At 41.5% G+C, this 15,586-nt stretch carries 16 protein-coding genes; 13 read left to right on the plus strand and 3 right to left on the minus strand.

What is annotated here, in order from left to right:
* Positions 1–144 precede the first annotated feature (144 nt).
* Positions 145–1,464 (plus strand): helix-turn-helix domain-containing protein, encoded by a 1,320-nt coding sequence (locus A5878_RS07320; protein WP_225582179.1) that lies wholly within the window; start codon positions 145–147, stop codon positions 1,462–1,464.
* A 162-nt stretch (positions 1,465–1,626) separates the two neighbouring features.
* Here A5878_RS07320 and A5878_RS07325 read toward each other — a convergent pair whose 3' ends face one another.
* Positions 1,627–1,938 (minus strand): DUF1827 family protein, encoded by a 312-nt coding sequence (locus A5878_RS07325; protein WP_005225878.1) that lies wholly within the window; start codon positions 1,936–1,938, stop codon positions 1,627–1,629.
* A gap of 148 nt (positions 1,939–2,086) precedes the next feature.
* The gene (locus A5878_RS07330; protein ID WP_179190657.1) at positions 2,087–4,351 is read right to left on the minus strand and encodes an ATP-dependent Clp protease ATP-binding subunit; all 2,265 of its coding nucleotides are present in this window, start codon (positions 4,349–4,351) and stop codon (positions 2,087–2,089) included.
* A 270-nt stretch (positions 4,352–4,621) separates the two neighbouring features.
* Between A5878_RS07330 and A5878_RS07335 the strand changes: the two genes are divergently transcribed.
* From A5878_RS07335 to A5878_RS07370, 7 genes are all read left to right on the plus strand, one after another.
* Complete coding sequence (locus A5878_RS07335) at positions 4,622–4,813, plus strand: hypothetical protein (protein WP_005225880.1); 192 nt, start codon at positions 4,622–4,624, stop codon at positions 4,811–4,813.
* 160 nt (positions 4,814–4,973) lie between these two features.
* Entirely contained in the window at positions 4,974–5,240 is a 267-nt protein-coding gene (locus tag A5878_RS07345; protein ID WP_003126335.1) for a phosphocarrier protein HPr, read from the plus strand.
* Positions 5,240–6,967 (plus strand): phosphoenolpyruvate--protein phosphotransferase, encoded by a 1,728-nt coding sequence (gene ptsP, locus A5878_RS07350; RefSeq protein ID WP_005225882.1) that lies wholly within the window; start codon positions 5,240–5,242, stop codon positions 6,965–6,967. The genes A5878_RS07345 and ptsP overlap by 1 nt, the downstream gene beginning before the upstream one ends.
* A 265-nt stretch (positions 6,968–7,232) precedes the next feature.
* On the plus strand, positions 7,233–8,243 hold the full coding sequence (locus tag A5878_RS07355) for a glycosyltransferase (RefSeq protein ID WP_086295182.1): 1,011 nt from the start codon (positions 7,233–7,235) through the stop codon (positions 8,241–8,243).
* Between the two features lie 31 nt (positions 8,244–8,274).
* On the plus strand, positions 8,275–9,507 hold the full coding sequence (locus tag A5878_RS07360) for a glycosyltransferase family 4 protein (RefSeq protein WP_005225884.1): 1,233 nt from the start codon (positions 8,275–8,277) through the stop codon (positions 9,505–9,507).
* Between the two features lie 74 nt (positions 9,508–9,581).
* A complete protein-coding gene (locus A5878_RS07365; protein WP_086295184.1) occupies positions 9,582–10,457 on the plus strand; it encodes an NAD(P)-dependent oxidoreductase in 876 nt (291 codons plus the stop codon).
* 83 nt (positions 10,458–10,540) lie between these two features.
* Positions 10,541–10,771, plus strand: coding sequence for a YkuJ family protein (locus A5878_RS07370; RefSeq protein WP_005225886.1), 231 nt, complete (start codon positions 10,541–10,543; stop codon positions 10,769–10,771).
* 68 nt (positions 10,772–10,839) lie between these two features.
* Here A5878_RS07370 and A5878_RS07375 read toward each other — a convergent pair whose 3' ends face one another.
* The gene (locus A5878_RS07375; protein WP_086295186.1) at positions 10,840–11,781 is read right to left on the minus strand and encodes a GIY-YIG nuclease family protein; all 942 of its coding nucleotides are present in this window, start codon (positions 11,779–11,781) and stop codon (positions 10,840–10,842) included.
* 319 nt (positions 11,782–12,100) lie between these two features.
* Here A5878_RS07375 and A5878_RS07380 point away from each other — a divergent pair, with 319 nt between their 5' ends.
* From A5878_RS07380 to fabG, 5 genes are all read left to right on the plus strand, one after another.
* Positions 12,101–12,541 (plus strand): MarR family winged helix-turn-helix transcriptional regulator, encoded by a 441-nt coding sequence (locus tag A5878_RS07380; RefSeq protein ID WP_008378199.1) that lies wholly within the window; start codon positions 12,101–12,103, stop codon positions 12,539–12,541.
* Between the two features lie 9 nt (positions 12,542–12,550).
* A complete protein-coding gene (locus tag A5878_RS07385) occupies positions 12,551–13,513 on the plus strand; it encodes a beta-ketoacyl-ACP synthase III (RefSeq protein ID WP_086295188.1) in 963 nt (320 codons plus the stop codon).
* A 52-nt stretch (positions 13,514–13,565) separates the two neighbouring features.
* Complete coding sequence (locus tag A5878_RS07390; RefSeq protein WP_005225890.1) at positions 13,566–13,790, plus strand: acyl carrier protein; 225 nt, start codon at positions 13,566–13,568, stop codon at positions 13,788–13,790.
* A gap of 123 nt (positions 13,791–13,913) precedes the next feature.
* Positions 13,914–14,837: an ACP S-malonyltransferase gene (gene fabD, locus A5878_RS07395; protein WP_086295190.1), complete on the plus strand. Its 924-nt coding sequence runs from the start codon at positions 13,914–13,916 to the stop codon at positions 14,835–14,837.
* 9 nt (positions 14,838–14,846) lie between these two features.
* Positions 14,847–15,584, plus strand: coding sequence for a 3-oxoacyl-[acyl-carrier-protein] reductase (gene fabG, locus A5878_RS07400; protein WP_008378189.1), 738 nt, complete (start codon positions 14,847–14,849; stop codon positions 15,582–15,584).
* Positions 15,585–15,586 lie beyond the last annotated feature (2 nt).

Consider the following 15,586-nt stretch of genomic DNA (forward strand, 5'->3'; position numbering starts at 1 on the left):
ATTTTGGAGTATATAGAAAAGTTGTATAGGTTTTATTTAACCAAAAAACAGGTAGATAAATTAACTATTATTAGAAATATCATTTTGGAGAAGCAGCTGTCTCTTGATAAAATATGTGAAACGATAAACAAATCCTTGTATCAGGTGAAAATATTGATCAATGAAATCGCCGAAGATATGAGAGAGTTTACGACCTTTGACGAGTCTATTTTTTTGTTGAAAAAGAGAACCGTTTATTTGTCACGAGAATTAAACGAAGAACAAAGCCTGCATATTTTTGTGAATCTAAAGAAGAAGTATTTCTTAGAATCTCCTTATTATCGTCTATTATCCTATTTGTTAAGAAAAAGAAAGACCCGTATGGTGGACATCTCAGAAGAATTGATTTTTAGTATTTCTTATTGTTATAAATTGATCAGCTATCTGAAAAAAATGCTGGTTATCCAAAATGTCCCGATTACTATCAATAACAACACAGATTCCATTGATCTGACAGGGGCAGAGCCTTGTGTGCGGATGTACCATTATTTAGTTGAGATCATGGCTTGCAATGTTTACATCAATCAGCGCACCCGTGCAAGCGTTGAATTAGCTGCGAAAGAATATGAGCCGTTGAAAACTACAAAAGTGAAGCACGACATTATGTTTTCAATCATTGAGAATGCGGTGTTGAGGGGCTATATCGTCAATGAATTAGACGAAGCTTCCATCGCTATTTATGAGCAAATCAAGCAACTCAATGGGGAAAAGCAAGTGATCAAGCTGCTGCCGATCAGAAGTCAGCAAGATATCGAGAAAGAACAGATTTTTTATCATTTCTGGGTTTTTCTCTTCATACCTGAAACGATCTCGGATCAAGAGAAACTTCTTTTGGGGAAACAGCTGCGAAACCTCTCGGGGAATCCATTGGTCGAATTTTCTGCCGATGTTGTGGCTGTTTTGTCGCAAAAGTATGATCTTTCCAAAGCGATCGAAGCGTTTCTTACCTATGAATTAGTGATGAATACATGGGGCTGTCTTCATCTCTTTTTGGATAGTTTTGTGTCTACTGAAGATTTGTCCTCTACGAACGAACGCGTATTAGAGGTGGAGGAGCTGATTGCGACCGTCTTGCAGCGCCATTCGTTTGTAATAGAAAAAGAAGCCCTTTTCTTAAGGAAAATCGCTCAGATTACAGCATCTTATTTACCTATCCAAAAAGAGGAACCGATTCGCATTGGTATTTCTCTTTTGAACCACCCTGAATATATTCCGGTCATTAAGAACAAACTATTGAAAATTTACAATGAAAATGTGATTCACTTTAGTTCGAACTTAGGAGACTCAGACATACTGGTTTCTGATGGCGTGCTGATCCATAATGAGTCGCAGAAATTTACATTTTTTGGCAATGTTCATAGTACCAAGGATTGGCACAATCTACATGTGATGATCCAGTCGATGATTTCTAATAAATATACTTGAAAAAGAGAGCGTAACGCTCTCTTTTTTTGCTTGACTATCAGGTAGCGTTGGTCGAAGTACTAGGCGAAAGAAGGAGGAGAGAAGACAAAAAAAGATATCTATAAAAGAGGGCTGCGACAGTCACCTTTTATAGATATTTTTTAAACACGTGATTAGGCAAAGCTAACGTGAGGAAGACAACGTTTTTTTGATGGAGATTTCTACCACTTCGGGCATTTGGATCACAGAGATCGTAGCAGGATCATAGGAGCCATCAGGTAATTTTTTCAAGAAGTAATTTTTGATTTCTTCCACTTCCGTCGGGCGAATATTCCGTTTTTTATTGATCAGCAAAATTTCATTGTGGTTCGGCGCTGAGGTAAAGATCACGGTCGTGTCTCCGGCAGTGTAAACCTTTACAAGTTCTGCGTCGGTATTTTCAAGTTGATTCAATACTAGTCGAGAATGGCTGTTTGTAACGTTGATTAATTTCACCAGACTCACCTCACATTCTATGTATTTATTAATAACATTATAGGTCGTTTTTTTTCAAAAGAAAAGCCAGACAACTCGGAATTACCCAATTTTTTGGCAAAACATGGTTGTCTGGCAAAACGAACGGTTTGGTCACCGTTTTGACACGTTATTGTTCATCTGTTTCCGATGGTTTTTCGTCTTCAGCAGAAGGTGTTTCTTCAGGAAGTGCAGAGGATTCAGCTGAAGTTACAACGATTTTATCGGAATCCTCCAATTGTGCTTTTAACTGACGGACTTGAGGATGCTCAAGATAATATTCAGCAATCCCGTCTTCGATTTGATCTTGGATGGTCCTGCGCAATGGGCGAGCACCCATCGTTGCGCTGTAACCTAGATCGACCAGTTTTTCTTGCACGTCTTGTGGAACATCGATATGCAATTTTTGATGACTAAGTGTTTGATTGACATCATGCAGCATAAGGGACACGATCGATAACAAGTTGTCCTTGCTAAGTGCCTTGAATTCAATGATCCCGTCAAAGCGATTGAGAAATTCTGGCGTAAAGTAATTGTTCAATTGATTTAACACGGAACGAGTGATGCCTTCACGCGCTGCGCCAAAGCCGACGTTGGCTTCAACTTTGCCAGTTCCAGCATTACTTGTCATGATGATCAAGGTATCTTTAAAGCTGACTGTACGTCCTTGGGCATCCGTCAAACGACCATCATCGAGAATTTGCAAGAACATATGCAATACATCAGGATGGGCTTTTTCCACTTCGTCTAATAAAATCAGGCTATATGGATTCCGACGAACTTTTTCAGTCAATTGACCCGCTTCTTCATAGCCAACGTAACCAGGAGGAGAGCCAATCAGTTTGGATACACTGTGTTTTTCCATGTATTCTGACATATCGAAACGAATCATCGATTCTTCAGAACCAAACATCTCATAGGCTAATTGTTTTGCTAATTCGGTTTTCCCGACACCGGTTGGACCGACGAATAAGAAAGAGCCGATCGGACGATTTTGTTTGCCTAAACCGACCCGATTTCTGCGGATCGCTTTGGCTACTTTATCGATCGCTTCATCTTGTCCGATAACTTTAGCTTTCAAGTCATCCGCAAGATTTTTCAATTGCGTTTGTTCTTTTTCTTTCAATTCACCAACTGGAATATTTGTCCGTTCTTCAACGATTTGTTCCATGTCTTTTTCGGTAATGACTGGCGTTTCTTCTTCGCTGATTTGGCGTTCCTTCATTTTTTGCAATTTATTGATTTGATCGCGATAGTAAGCAGCTTTTTCGAAATCTTCTTCTCGAGAGGCAGCTTGTTTTTGCTCTTCTGCTTCTTGTAATTTCTTTTCGATCGTTTTTGGATCAACGATTTGGATCGTTAAGTTTTTCTTAGAACCTGTTTCATCTAGTAGATCGATTGCTTTATCAGGCAAGAATCGGTCTTGGATGTATCGGTTAGAAAGGGTAGCGGCAGCTGCGATCGCTTCATCAGTATATTTCACATGATGATAATCTTCATAACGTGGTTGCAAACCTTTTAAGATGCGAATCGTTTCTTCCACAGAAGGTTCATCCACACGTACTGGTTGCAAACGGCGTTCTAAAGCAGCGTCTTTTTCGATGATGCGGTATTCATTTAACGTCGTTGCTCCGACCATTTGTAGTTCTCCACGAGCAAGAGCTGGTTTTAAGATGTTTCCAGCATCCATATTTCCGTCGCCAGCTGCACCAGCGCCAACGATTTCATGGACTTCATCAATGAACAAAATCACGTTTTCTGCTTGCTTGATTTCTTCAATCAATTTTTGGATGCGTTCTTCAAATTGTCCACGAATACCTGTGCCTTGAACAAGAGACGCAACGTCCAAACGAATGACTTCTTTGTCCATCAGTTTTTGTGGCACATCGCCATCTACGATTTTTTGGGCTAACCCTTCAACGACGGCAGTTTTCCCAACCCCAGGTTCACCAATAAGCACAGGGTTGTTTTTTGTTCGACGATTAAGGATCTCAATCACTCGTTTGATCTCTGAATCACGACCAACGACTGGATCGACTTCGCCATCACGAGCCATTTGGGTAATATTGATACCGTATTCTCCTAACAGACCTGCAGGTGCTTGGTTATTGCGTGGAGGCTGACCGCCGACAAAACCGTTACCGCCGGTTTGCGTCGGAGGGGTTTGTTCATAAGGGGTATTTCCTTGCTGCATCTGGCGAGACATTTGACGAAATAGATCATCAATATTGCCGAATCCAAAAGGATCTTGCGCCATTGCAGCTGCAGCATTCCCAGATTGAGCTTTTAATTTTTGGTAACAACTTTGACAATAATCGAGTTGTTTTCTTTGACCATTGACACTGGCATATAAATGAATAGACGCTTCATTTTTGCCGCAATTTTGACAAAGCATAGATTCACGACCTTTCATATTTGTTCCAACACCCTTATTTTACGGCGCTTTTTTACACTTGTAAAAGAAAAGGGGCTGTGTGCATAGAAACGGTCATCTTCGAGGTAATGTGTTATTGACCTTTACTGACCATAATTCTATTATACTAACTTTTTGTCAGACTGCAAGAATTTTACTCGTAAAAATTTTTGCCGCTCTTTCATTAGCAGAAGCGTCTTTTAAATAAAAAGTAATTCCATTATAATAGAAAGAAAGAGGTGAGAATTGAGGATGGAGAACAGAGATTTTGCTTCAGAAATAACGCGTTTGCGCAATGGAGAGATCCAAGAATTGATTGTCCAACAGCCAGAATTCCTGGCGTTTAGAGATGTCTGGCTCCAGTTGGAAGATCGGTCTTCTTTTGTCGGAGAAGCGGGCTTAAATGGGAAGATCATCTACCGTTATGTGCAAGAAAATAAATAGGACATTTATTTCAATCGTTTATTTAAGAGAAAACGGTTGTCTATCGAGGAAAAAAATGGTAATCTTAACAGTTGAAAGGGCGATTTTTTTCGGGTGTCATTGCATGCATGGAAATTTTGCCTTCACACAAAAAAACGTATCATAAAGGAGATTGATCAATATGGAAAAGAAAGATTTTCACGTAGTTGCTGAGACAGGGATTCACGCACGTCCAGCTACATTATTGGTTCAAACAGCAAGCAAATTCAACTCTGATATCAACTTAGAGTACAAAGGTAAATCAGTAAACCTTAAATCAATCATGGGCGTAATGTCATTAGGCGTTGGCCAAGGTTCTGATGTAACTATCACTGCTGAAGGTGCTGACGAAGCAGATGCAATCGCTGCAATCGTAGAAACAATGAAAAAAGAAGGTTTGTCTGAATAATGGTTGAGATGCTAAAAGGAATTGCTGCTAGTGATGGTGTAGCCGTTGCGAAAGCCTACCTGTTAGTACAACCTGATTTATCTTTTTCAAAAGTATCAGTTGAAGATACTGCAGCAGAGGAAGCACGCTTAGATGATGCGTTAGCGAAGTCAACAGCGGAATTACAACAAATCCGCGACAAAGCAGCGCAAACTTTAGGTGAAGCAGAAGCACAAGTATTTGATGCTCATTTAATGGTTCTTTCAGATCCTGAGATGATTGGTCAAATCAAACAAAACGTGACAGATAACAAAGTCAATGCAGAAGCTGCGTTGAAAGAAGTTACTGACATGTATATTGGTATGTTTGAAGCAATGGATGACAATGCTTACATGCAAGAACGGGCAGCTGACATTAAAGATGTCGCAAAACGTATCTTGGCGCATTTGCTGAATGTGACTTTGCCTAATCCTTCAATGATCAACGAAGAAGTAGTCGTTGTTGCGCATGACTTGACACCAAGTGATACTGCACAATTAGACCGCAACTTTGTAAAAGCTTTTGTAACAGATATCGGTGGACGTACTTCTCATTCCGCTATCATGGCACGTTCTCTTGAAATCCCAGCAATCGTTGGAACAATGGAGATCACTGCAAAAGTGAAAGCGGGCGACATCTTAGCTGTTAACGGTATTATCGGTGACGTTATCGTCAACCCGACAGATGACCAAGCAGCTGAATTTGTTGAAGCTGGGAAAGCCTACGCAGAACAAAAAGCAGAATGGGAAAAATTGAAAGATGCTGAAACAGTTACCGCTGATGGCAAGCACTTTGAATTAGCTGCGAACATTGGAACGCCAAAAGATTTGGAAGGTGTCCACAACAATGGTGCAGAAGCAGTCGGTTTATACCGTACTGAATTCTTGTACATGGATTCTCCTGATTTCCCAACAGAAGAAGACCAATACAAAGCATACAAAGCAGTTTTAGAAGGAATGGCTGGCAAACCAGTGGTTGTCCGTACAATGGATATCGGTGGCGATAAAGAACTTCCTTACCTAAAATTGCCTCATGAAATGAATCCTTTCTTAGGCTATCGTGCATTGCGTATCAGCTTATCTGAACTTGGGGATGACATGTTCCGTACCCAACTTCGTGCGTTGTTACGTGCTTCTGCTCACGGAAACTTACGTATTATGTTCCCAATGGTGGCAACATTGAAAGAGTTCCGTACTGCGAAGAAAATGTATGAAGAAGAGCGTCAAAAATTGATTGACGAAGGCGTTGAGGTTTCTAACGAGATCCAAGTCGGAATCATGATCGAAATTCCAGCAGCTGCTGTCTTAGCAGACAAGTTTGCGAAGGAAGTTGACTTCTTCAGTATTGGTACCAATGACTTGATCCAATACACCATGGCTGCAGACCGCATGAACGAGCGGGTGTCTTACTTGTACCAACCATACAACCCATCAATTTTACGTTTGATCAAAAACGTGATCGACTCAGCGCATGCTGAAGGCAAATGGGCTGGTATGTGTGGAGAAATGGCGGGCGATCAAACTGCTGTGCCACTTCTTGTAGGTATGGGCTTAGATGAGTTCTCAATGAGTGCAACATCTGTTTTGAAAACACGTAGCTTAATGAAACGCTTGTCAACGACTGACATGCAAGAATTAGCAAAACGTGCTTTAGAAGATTGCGATACAATGGAAGAAGTTGTTGAGCTAATCGAACAGTATGTAAACTAATCATTTCTAGGCAACAAGCAATTTTGCTTGTTGCCTTTTTTTTGTTTTAAGAAGCCTTCTTGTTCGATTTGACTTGCAACAGCCTCCTCGTTTTTTCAGAAAACGAACAGTTTTGTCATATCTTGGTATAAAGCTATGAATTCGTAGGTTTTTCACGTATCATGATTAAATGGGGAACAAAATCTAGGACCATGGTAGGAGTATGTCTCCGATCGCCTATGGTATACTAATATCAGATATAAGCATTTCCAAGGAGGAATCATCTTTGAAAGTACTTCTTTATTTTGAAGGAGAAAAATTATTAGCTAAATCAGGTATCGGTCGCGCGTTGGCCCATCAGCAACGAGCGCTGACATCTGTCGGGATTCCTTTTACTCTTGATAAAAATGATGAGGATTATGACATTCTTCACATCAACACGTATGGGATCAATAGTATGCACATGGTCAACAAAGCCAAAAGACAAGGGAAAAAAGTGATTTACCATGCCCATTCTACAGAAGAGGATTTTCGGAATTCATTTATCGGCTCAAACCAGCTTTCGCCATTATATAAAAAATATTTGATCAATCTTTATTCTAGAGCCGATCAGTTGATCACCCCGACTCCTTATTCGAAAGAACTTTTGGAAGGGTATGGTATCCAAGTACCGATCAAGGCAATCTCAAACGGCATCGATCTAGCCAAATATCAGCCGGATCAAGAGAAAGAAAAAGCCTTTCGTGAGTATTTCAATCTCATACCAGATCAAAAAGTCATTATATCCGTCGGTTTATTTTTTGAACGAAAAGGCATTCTTGATTTTGTAGAGATAGCTAGACAGTTGCCCGAGTATACGTTTATCTGGTTTGGTCATACACCAATGATGACGATTCCTAAACAGATCCGCGACCTCGTCAATGAAGACCATCCAGAAAATGTGTTGTTTCCCGGCTATATCAAAGGAGACATTATCGAAGGCGCATATTCCGCTGCCGATTTATTCTTCTTTCCATCTTATGAAGAAACAGAAGGGATCGTCGTCCTTGAGGCGTTAGCCAGCCGCCAAAATGTGCTCGTTCGGGATATTCCTGTTTACAAAGGGTGGCTAAGTAATGGGCGCAATGCATACATGGAAAAAAACAATGAAGGATTTATTGAGAAAATCAAAGGAATCGTGGAAGGCACGTTACCACAGTTAAGTGAAGCGGGTTATGAAACGGCTAAGCAAAAGAGTATTGATGAAATCGGATATGAGCTAAAAGAAGTTTATACAAAAGTGATGAATACGAAATGAAGAAACTAATGTAAAGTTTGGAGGTACCGTTTTGAAAATCGGATTTTTTACAGACACCTACTTCCCCCAGGTAAGTGGTGTGGCGACATCGATCAAGACATTGAAAGAAGAGCTTGAGAAAAAAGGCCATAAAGTGTATATCTTTACTACGACCGATCCCAATGCTGATCTGGACGAAGAAGATATCATTCGCATGCCAAGTGTCCCGTTTGTGTCCTTCAAAGATCGGCGAATCGTGGTTCGCGGCATGTTGTATGCCTATTTGATCGCCAAAGAATTAGAGTTGGAATTGATCCATACCCATACCGAGTTTGGCTCTGGGATGTTGGGGAAAATGGTGGGGCGCAAATTGCAGATTCCTGTGATCCATACCTACCATACGATGTATGAAGACTACTTGCACTACATCGCCAACGGGAAGGTCTTGCGGCCATCTCACGTGAAATATCTTTCACGGCTCTTTGCCAACCACTCGACAGGTGTTGTTTGTCCAAGTGAACGGGTCATTGATACGCTGAGAGGGTATGGTGTGGTTTCACCGATGCGGATCATCCCCACAGGGATCGAAGTTGAGAAGTTTCGCCGACCGGACATTACAACTGACATGAAAAAAGAATTGCGGGAGAAATTGGGCATCACTGAGAATCAACCCATGCTGCTTTCCCTCAGTCGTATTTCTTATGAAAAAAATATCCAAGCAATCATCGACGGCATGCCAGAAATTTTAACGAAGATTCCTGATGCGCAATTAGTGATCGTTGGGAAAGGTCCGCATAAAGAAAAATTAGAAGAAAAAGTGGTGGATATGGCTCTATCTGACCATGTTCAATTTGTCGGCGAAGTGGCAAATGATAAAGTGGCGATCTATTACCACGCTGCGGATTACTTCGTTAGTGCGTCCACATCAGAAACACAAGGACTGACTTACACGGAAGCAATGGCTGCTGGAACACCGTTAGTCGTTGAAGGTAATGACTACTTAAATACCTTGATCGACGATCCGTCTTTAGGCGTCACCTATGAGAGTGATCGGGATTTCGCAAAAGCATTTATTGATTATTATGAACGAAAGATTCCTGCTGATCCCGAAGTTCTTGCTAGAAAAATGTACGAGATCTCGGCATTGCGCTTCGGTGAGTCGATGCTATCTTTCTACCATGACATGGTCGCTTATTATGAAACAGAACGCATCGAAAAAGAAACCGAGCAGACGTTAGAAAAATTCAAAGTAAAATTAAAGGCCTTTCGCCGAACGATCGATTAAACAGAAAATTTTCGCAAGTTCATGTTTTTAGCGTATACTAAAGACATGAACTTTTTTATTTTGGAGGGATCTGCATGGAATTAGGATTTATCGGTACTGGTGTCATGGGTCAAGCGATGGTTGGTCATCTCTTAGCTGCAGGACATACAGTGAATGTTTACAATCGGACGAAAGCGAAAACAGATGAACTCGTTGCGAATGGAGCAATTTGGTGTGACACCCCAACAGAAGTTGCATCAGAAAGTGAAATCATCTTTACAATGGTTGGTTATCCATCCGACGTTGAAGAGGTTTACTATGGGCCTCAAGGGATTTTTCAAACGGCTGTGACTGGCAAAACATTGGTGGATTTTACCACCAGTACGCCTGATTTGGCAGAACGAATCTACCAGACAGCGAAGGAAAAAGGAGCAGCGAGTATTGATGCGCCAGTTTCTGGTGGGGATCTTGGTGCGAGAAACGCCACGCTAACGATTATGGTTGGTGGCGATGAAGAAGCTTACCAACAAGTAAAACCACTTTTTGAAGTATTAGGAAAGACGTTTCAACTTCAAGGAGGGGCAGGGAAGGGTCAGCATACGAAAATGGCCAATCAGATCATGATTGCCGGAACCATGACGGGGATGACAGAAATGCTGGTCTATGCGAACCAAGCGGGTCTTGATTTACCACGAGTGATTGAAACCCTTTCTGGTGGTGGGGCAGCCAATTGGTCCATGACGAATTACAGTCCTCGTATCCTAAAAGAGAATTATTCACCAGGCTTTTTTGTCAAACATTTCATCAAAGATTTGGGGATTGCTTTGGATGAGGCTAAGAAGATGGGATTGGATTTGCCGAGCACCACTTTAGCTAAAAAATTGTATGATCAGTTGGCCGAAAAAGGCTTCGAAAATGACGGAACGCAGGCGCTGATTAAACTTTGGTGGCAAGATGGAAAAAAATCTTAAAATGACAAAAAAAATACGAAAAATCAATGCAAGATAGAGGATGTTTTGATACAATATAACGGACAGAAAAAGGAGGCTTACGAATGAAAAGTTCGCAATTAGTCGCTATCATCAAACGTTTAGAAGCGATGGTCGAAGCGCAAGACAATGAAGTTCAAGTACGTCGTTTTGAAAAAGAAGGCGTCGAAAAATGTACCGTTACTTATGACAATTCGACAGAAACGTTTGAATTAACGGAAGCAGAATCAAGTCAATCTTATCAATTTGATAATGTTGATATTGTAGCCATGGAAATCTATGATTTGATCCAATAAGAATGAGTGGGACGTTCGTCGTCGCTTTCTCATTTCTATACAGCAAGCCTACTTGGGCTTGCTGTTTTTTATTTATCTGCTGCTTTTTCTTGGCGATACAAGTGATTAAGGATGATCCCTAATGGATCGAGATCTTCCGGGGCTAAAGGAAGCGCAGCGCTTGCTGGCGGGAGTGGCTGGAATGTTTCCTCGGGAGAAAGAACTTTTGTTTGGATCAACTTGCCAAAGCTAACTTGATAGTATTTGATTTGAGTCGTCTGTGATCCTGGCTCCTCTAAGTCAAGGGGAATAGAAAAAATCACTTCTGGTTCTTGAATAAACTGATTGACCCTCACGATTTCTTGGTAAAAGCTTTTTGCTAAATGGATCTCGCGCTGCAGTACACTAGCTTGCTCAAACAATAAGTGATCAATCAGATATGCTAAGCGTTTTTTAAGGAGTGAAAAACAGTCGGTCTTCTTTCCTGCAAAAAAACAGCCGATTTCTCGCCACTTCTGTTCCAAGGGATACGCATCCATTTGAGGGAGTTGCTTACGCAAGGTCAATAGCGTCAGTTCGTTGACAGTCGGCAATTGAAAGGTTTCTGACAATACTTGAAACAATGCTGGCAATTTTTTTGTTTGCCGAAAGGGACCATAACTGCCAATTTGTGGTGTTTGAGTGATCGTGAAGGTATGATTCGTCAAGTCAACAAAGCAATAGTTGGCTGAATGGTTCATTTGTCGGTTGTAGATAGGATGAAAAGCTTGGATCAAACGACATTCAAGTAATAGTGCATCCAATTCTGTATCTGTTTCGATGGTTTCAAAATCAACGACATTATAAACAAGTCGAAGCACCTTATTGGCATGCTGCTGATTTTTTCGGAAGTAAGAAACGACACGCTGTTTCAATGATTTGGCTTTTCCTACATACAAGACTTCGTTGTGCTGATCTTTCATTAAATAAACACCAGGCTTTTCAGGCAGTGCATTTGCTTTGTTTTTTAGAAACTCTTTGTTCAGATTCATCGATCGTTCCTCTCCTTCCTTCAAAGAGTAGCAGATGAAGCGTAAGAGAGCAACGTTTGCTGGCCATTGACAAGAAAAAATTAGAAATAGAGTGAGGCAACGCAATGATAAACTTTGACATTCAAAGGAAATTTCTCTATAACGGAAACGGATTATTTTGTCAACTCGCAGCTTTTAAAATCTTAGAAAATCAATTCTTAAATAAAAATGCGCTTAAAAATAAAAAAAGTTCGAAAAAATTCTTGCATTTCTCAATAACTTCCGATATAGTTTGACTATCAAATGATTTGATTATCAAAGTATTCGGATGGTGAAGGTTATGGAACCCAATTTAGAAACAGTTAATGACTACTTAGTCAGCGTCTTTAATGACATCTTAGTGATTGAAGAATCTGAATTGAAAAAATCTCAATTCAAAGACCTTTCAATTACCGAAATGCATACCATCGAAGCCATCGGGATGTACAAAAAAAAGACCACGACTGAAGTTGCCAAAGAGCTTTCGATCACTGTTGGGACTTTGACCATCGCGATCAATCGTTTGGTGAAAAAAGAATATGTAGAACGGATTCGCAGTGAAGATGATCGGCGAGTCGTCAAACTAGGTTTGACGAAAAAAGGAAAACTCCTTTATCGTGTTCATCAGCATTTTCATCGTGAGATGGTGAAGGGTGTCTTGAGTCAGATGTCTCCTGAAGAGGAACAGGCACTGTTGAAAGCACTGAAAAATCTGCATGACTTTTTACAAGATTATAAGTGAGAATAATGGATGAATATGTTTGGAAAAATTACCGCGACTGCAAGTTATGTTCCAGAAAAAATCGTAACAAATGATGATCTATCAAATTTGATGGATACTTCAGATGAATGGATCCATTCTCGCACGGGAATCAAACGAAGAAGAGTCGCTGTTGGCGAAAACACTTCAGACCTTTGTATTCGCGTCGCTCAAACGCTCTTGCAAGATGCTCAGCTTTCAGCAGAAAGTCTAGATTTTATCTTGGTAGCGACGATCACACCGGATTTCAATACACCGGCGGTTGCTTGCCAAGTCCAAGGGGCGATTGGGGCAGTCAATGCCTTTGCTTTTGATATCAGTGCAGCATGTGCTGGTTTCGTGTATGCATTGTCTATGGCTGAAAAACTGATTCGAACGGGCGCTAAAAAAGGAGTGGTCATCGGTGGAGAAGTACTTTCAAAAGTCTTGGATTGGAACGACCGTTCGACGGCTGTTTTATTCGGAGATGGTGCCGGCGGTCTATTGCTGGAAGCATCTTCAGAGCAGCATTTGCTCAAAGAGTCTTTAAAAGCAGATGGGACGCGAGGCATGTCCTTAACATCTGGTTTTCGAACGAATGAGAATCCTTTTTCACAAAACGCTCCGGCGTATAGTGCTTGTATGCAAATGATTGGACGAGAAATCTTTGATTTTGCGACGCGTGATGTGGTCGCCTCGATCAATGATCTGACACAAGATGAAGCAATCGATTATTTTTTGCTTCACCAAGCAAATTCACGTATTTTAGACAAAGTTGCTCGCAAGCTGAAGCAGCCCCGTGAGAAATTTTTGCAAAATATGCAAGATTATGGCAATACTTCGGCAGCCTCGATTCCGTTATTGCTAGATGAAGAAATCAAACGAGGTACACTGTCACTTGGCAGTGGTCAAAAAGTGGTGTTCTCAGGTTTTGGCGGCGGATTGACATGGGGAACTATGTTAGCCACCTTATAACTTGTTCACGAAACAAAATTACTATTGAAAAACACATTGGAGGAATATACACATGGTATTCGAAAAAATTCAAGAAATCGTAGCAGAAGAATTAGGAAAAGAAAAAGAAGAAATCAAATTGAACACAAACATCCAAGAAGATTTAGAAGCAGACAGCTTGGATCTTTTCCAAATCATTAACGAGATCGAAGATGAATTCGATGTGAAGATCGAAACAGAAGATGGTATCACAACCGTTGAAGATCTAGTTAAATATGTAGAAAAACAACAAGCATAAAACAAAGGCTAGGCAGACAGCCTAGCCTTTCCTTTTTAAGAACGTGTTTTTGCTGATTCATAGACGAACTGCAAGAAGCCATGTTCTCCAACGACAACGATCAAAGTAATGAAGGAGTGCAAGATGAAGACAGCCTTTTTATTTAGCGGTCAAGGCGCACAGTACCCCCATATGGGAGAAGAGCTCTATCACCAAGAAGCAATCGTTCGTGAGACGTTTGAACAAGCCAGCACCATTCTAGGATATGATATGGCCGAGCTATGCTTTACTGAAAACGAACGTTTAAACCAGACGGAATATACGCAGCCTGCCATCTTAACGGTAAGTACGGCTTTTTGGCGACTTTTGGATGCGCAAGGAATCAAAGCAGATGCTGTTGCTGGCTTGAGTTTAGGCGAATATACAGCCTTAGTCGCTAGTGGTGCGCTTGATTTCCAGACAGCAGTCGCATTGGTGCAAAAGCGCGGTCGGTATATGGCAAGTGCGGCGCCAGCAGGTATTGGGAAAATGGTCGCTGTGATGAACACACCCGCTGAAACGATTGAAGAAATCTGTAAAGAAGCAAGTCAAGTGGGGATCGTGACACCAGCGAATTACAATACGCCGCAGCAGATCGTCATTGGCGGTGAAGCGCCGGCAGTGGATAAAGCGGTGGAATTGTTACAAGCTGCTGGAACCAAACGGGTGATTCCTTTAAATGTCAGCGGTCCTTTCCATACTGCTTTGTTGGAACCCGCATCGCAGCAACTAGCACAGGAATTAGCTCAAATCACCTTTGATGAGTTACAAGTACCTGTCATCAGCAATACGACCGCGCAGCCAATGCAGCAAGACCAAATCAAGGAACTGTTGACGCTGCAAGTGAAATCGCCAGTGCGTTTTTACGAAAGCATTGCGACACTGAAGCAGCTTGGCATCCAACAAGTCATCGAGATCGGACCAGGAAAAGTATTGAGCGGTTTTATGAAGAAAATAGACAAAGAAATACAGACTGCGCGTGTAGAAGATAGCCAAACGTTGGCAGATACACTAGCCCGATTCAACTAGGAGGAATTTATGGATCTGCAAAATAGAAACGTCTTTGTAACTGGTAGCTCGCGAGGGATCGGTTTTACCATCGCGGAAGCCTTTGCCAAAGAAGGAGCGAATATCGTTTTAAATGGACGAAAAGAAATTCCCCAGTCACTGATCGATCGCATCACCAGCTACGGCGTGAAATGTGTAGCGATCAATGGGGACATTTCTGATTTTGATCAAGCGGCAGCCATGCTTTTAGAAGCAGAAGCGGCAGTCGGACCGATCCACATTTTAGTCAATAATGCCGGGATCACGAATGACAAATTATTGTTGAGAATGAAACCCGAAGATTTTGATTCAGTGATCAAAATCAATTTGACTGGTACCTTCAATATGACGCAGCACGCGTTGAAAAAAATGATGAAGCTGCGAGAAGGCCGCATCATCAATTTGACGAGTGTGGTCGGCTTGACGGGAAATATCGGGCAAGCCAACTATGCGGCAAGTAAAGCTGGCGTGATCGGTTTTACGAAATCTGCCGCTCGTGAAGGTGCCGCTCGGGGGATCACCTGCAATGCGATCGCCCCAGGATTTATCGAAACAGAGATGACTGAAGTGCTGTCGGATAAAGTCAAAGAACAATCATTGGCAAATATTCCATTACAGCGTTTTGGTTCCACACAGGATGTTGCGCAAACAGCAGTCTTTTTAGCAAAAAGCCCCTACATCACTGGTCAGGTGATCAGTGTAGACGGCGGGATGGCAATGCAAGGGTAGGA

This window comes from Enterococcus sp. 3G6_DIV0642 (assembly GCF_002140635.1).
Classification (GTDB): domain Bacteria; phylum Bacillota; class Bacilli; order Lactobacillales; family Enterococcaceae; genus Enterococcus_D; species Enterococcus_D casseliflavus.

Excerpts from the sequence above, each read along its gene's own strand:
- A5878_RS07380 (WP_008378199.1), top strand. The coding sequence starts at position 12,101 with ATGGAACCCAATTTAGAAACAGTTAATGACTACTTAGTCAGCGTCTTT.
- fabD (WP_086295190.1), top strand. The coding sequence starts at position 13,914 with ATGAAGACAGCCTTTTTATTTAGCGGTCAAGGCGCACAGTACCCCCAT.
- A5878_RS07370 (WP_005225886.1), top strand. The coding sequence starts at position 10,541 with ATGAAAAGTTCGCAATTAGTCGCTATCATCAAACGTTTAGAAGCGATG.
- A5878_RS07365 (WP_086295184.1), top strand. The coding sequence starts at position 9,582 with ATGGAATTAGGATTTATCGGTACTGGTGTCATGGGTCAAGCGATGGTT.
- A5878_RS07390 (WP_005225890.1), top strand. The coding sequence starts at position 13,566 with ATGGTATTCGAAAAAATTCAAGAAATCGTAGCAGAAGAATTAGGAAAA.
- A5878_RS07345 (WP_003126335.1), top strand. The coding sequence starts at position 4,974 with ATGGAAAAGAAAGATTTTCACGTAGTTGCTGAGACAGGGATTCACGCA.
- fabG (WP_008378189.1), top strand. The coding sequence starts at position 14,847 with ATGGATCTGCAAAATAGAAACGTCTTTGTAACTGGTAGCTCGCGAGGG.
- A5878_RS07375 (WP_086295186.1), bottom strand. The coding sequence starts at position 11,781 with ATGAATCTGAACAAAGAGTTTCTAAAAAACAAAGCAAATGCACTGCCT.
- A5878_RS07330 (WP_179190657.1), bottom strand. The coding sequence starts at position 4,351 with ATGCTTTGTCAAAATTGCGGCAAAAATGAAGCGTCTATTCATTTATAT.
- ptsP (WP_005225882.1), top strand. The coding sequence starts at position 5,240 with ATGGTTGAGATGCTAAAAGGAATTGCTGCTAGTGATGGTGTAGCCGTT.
- A5878_RS07385 (WP_086295188.1), top strand. The coding sequence starts at position 12,551 with ATGAATATGTTTGGAAAAATTACCGCGACTGCAAGTTATGTTCCAGAA.
- A5878_RS07335 (WP_005225880.1), top strand. The coding sequence starts at position 4,622 with ATGGAGAACAGAGATTTTGCTTCAGAAATAACGCGTTTGCGCAATGGA.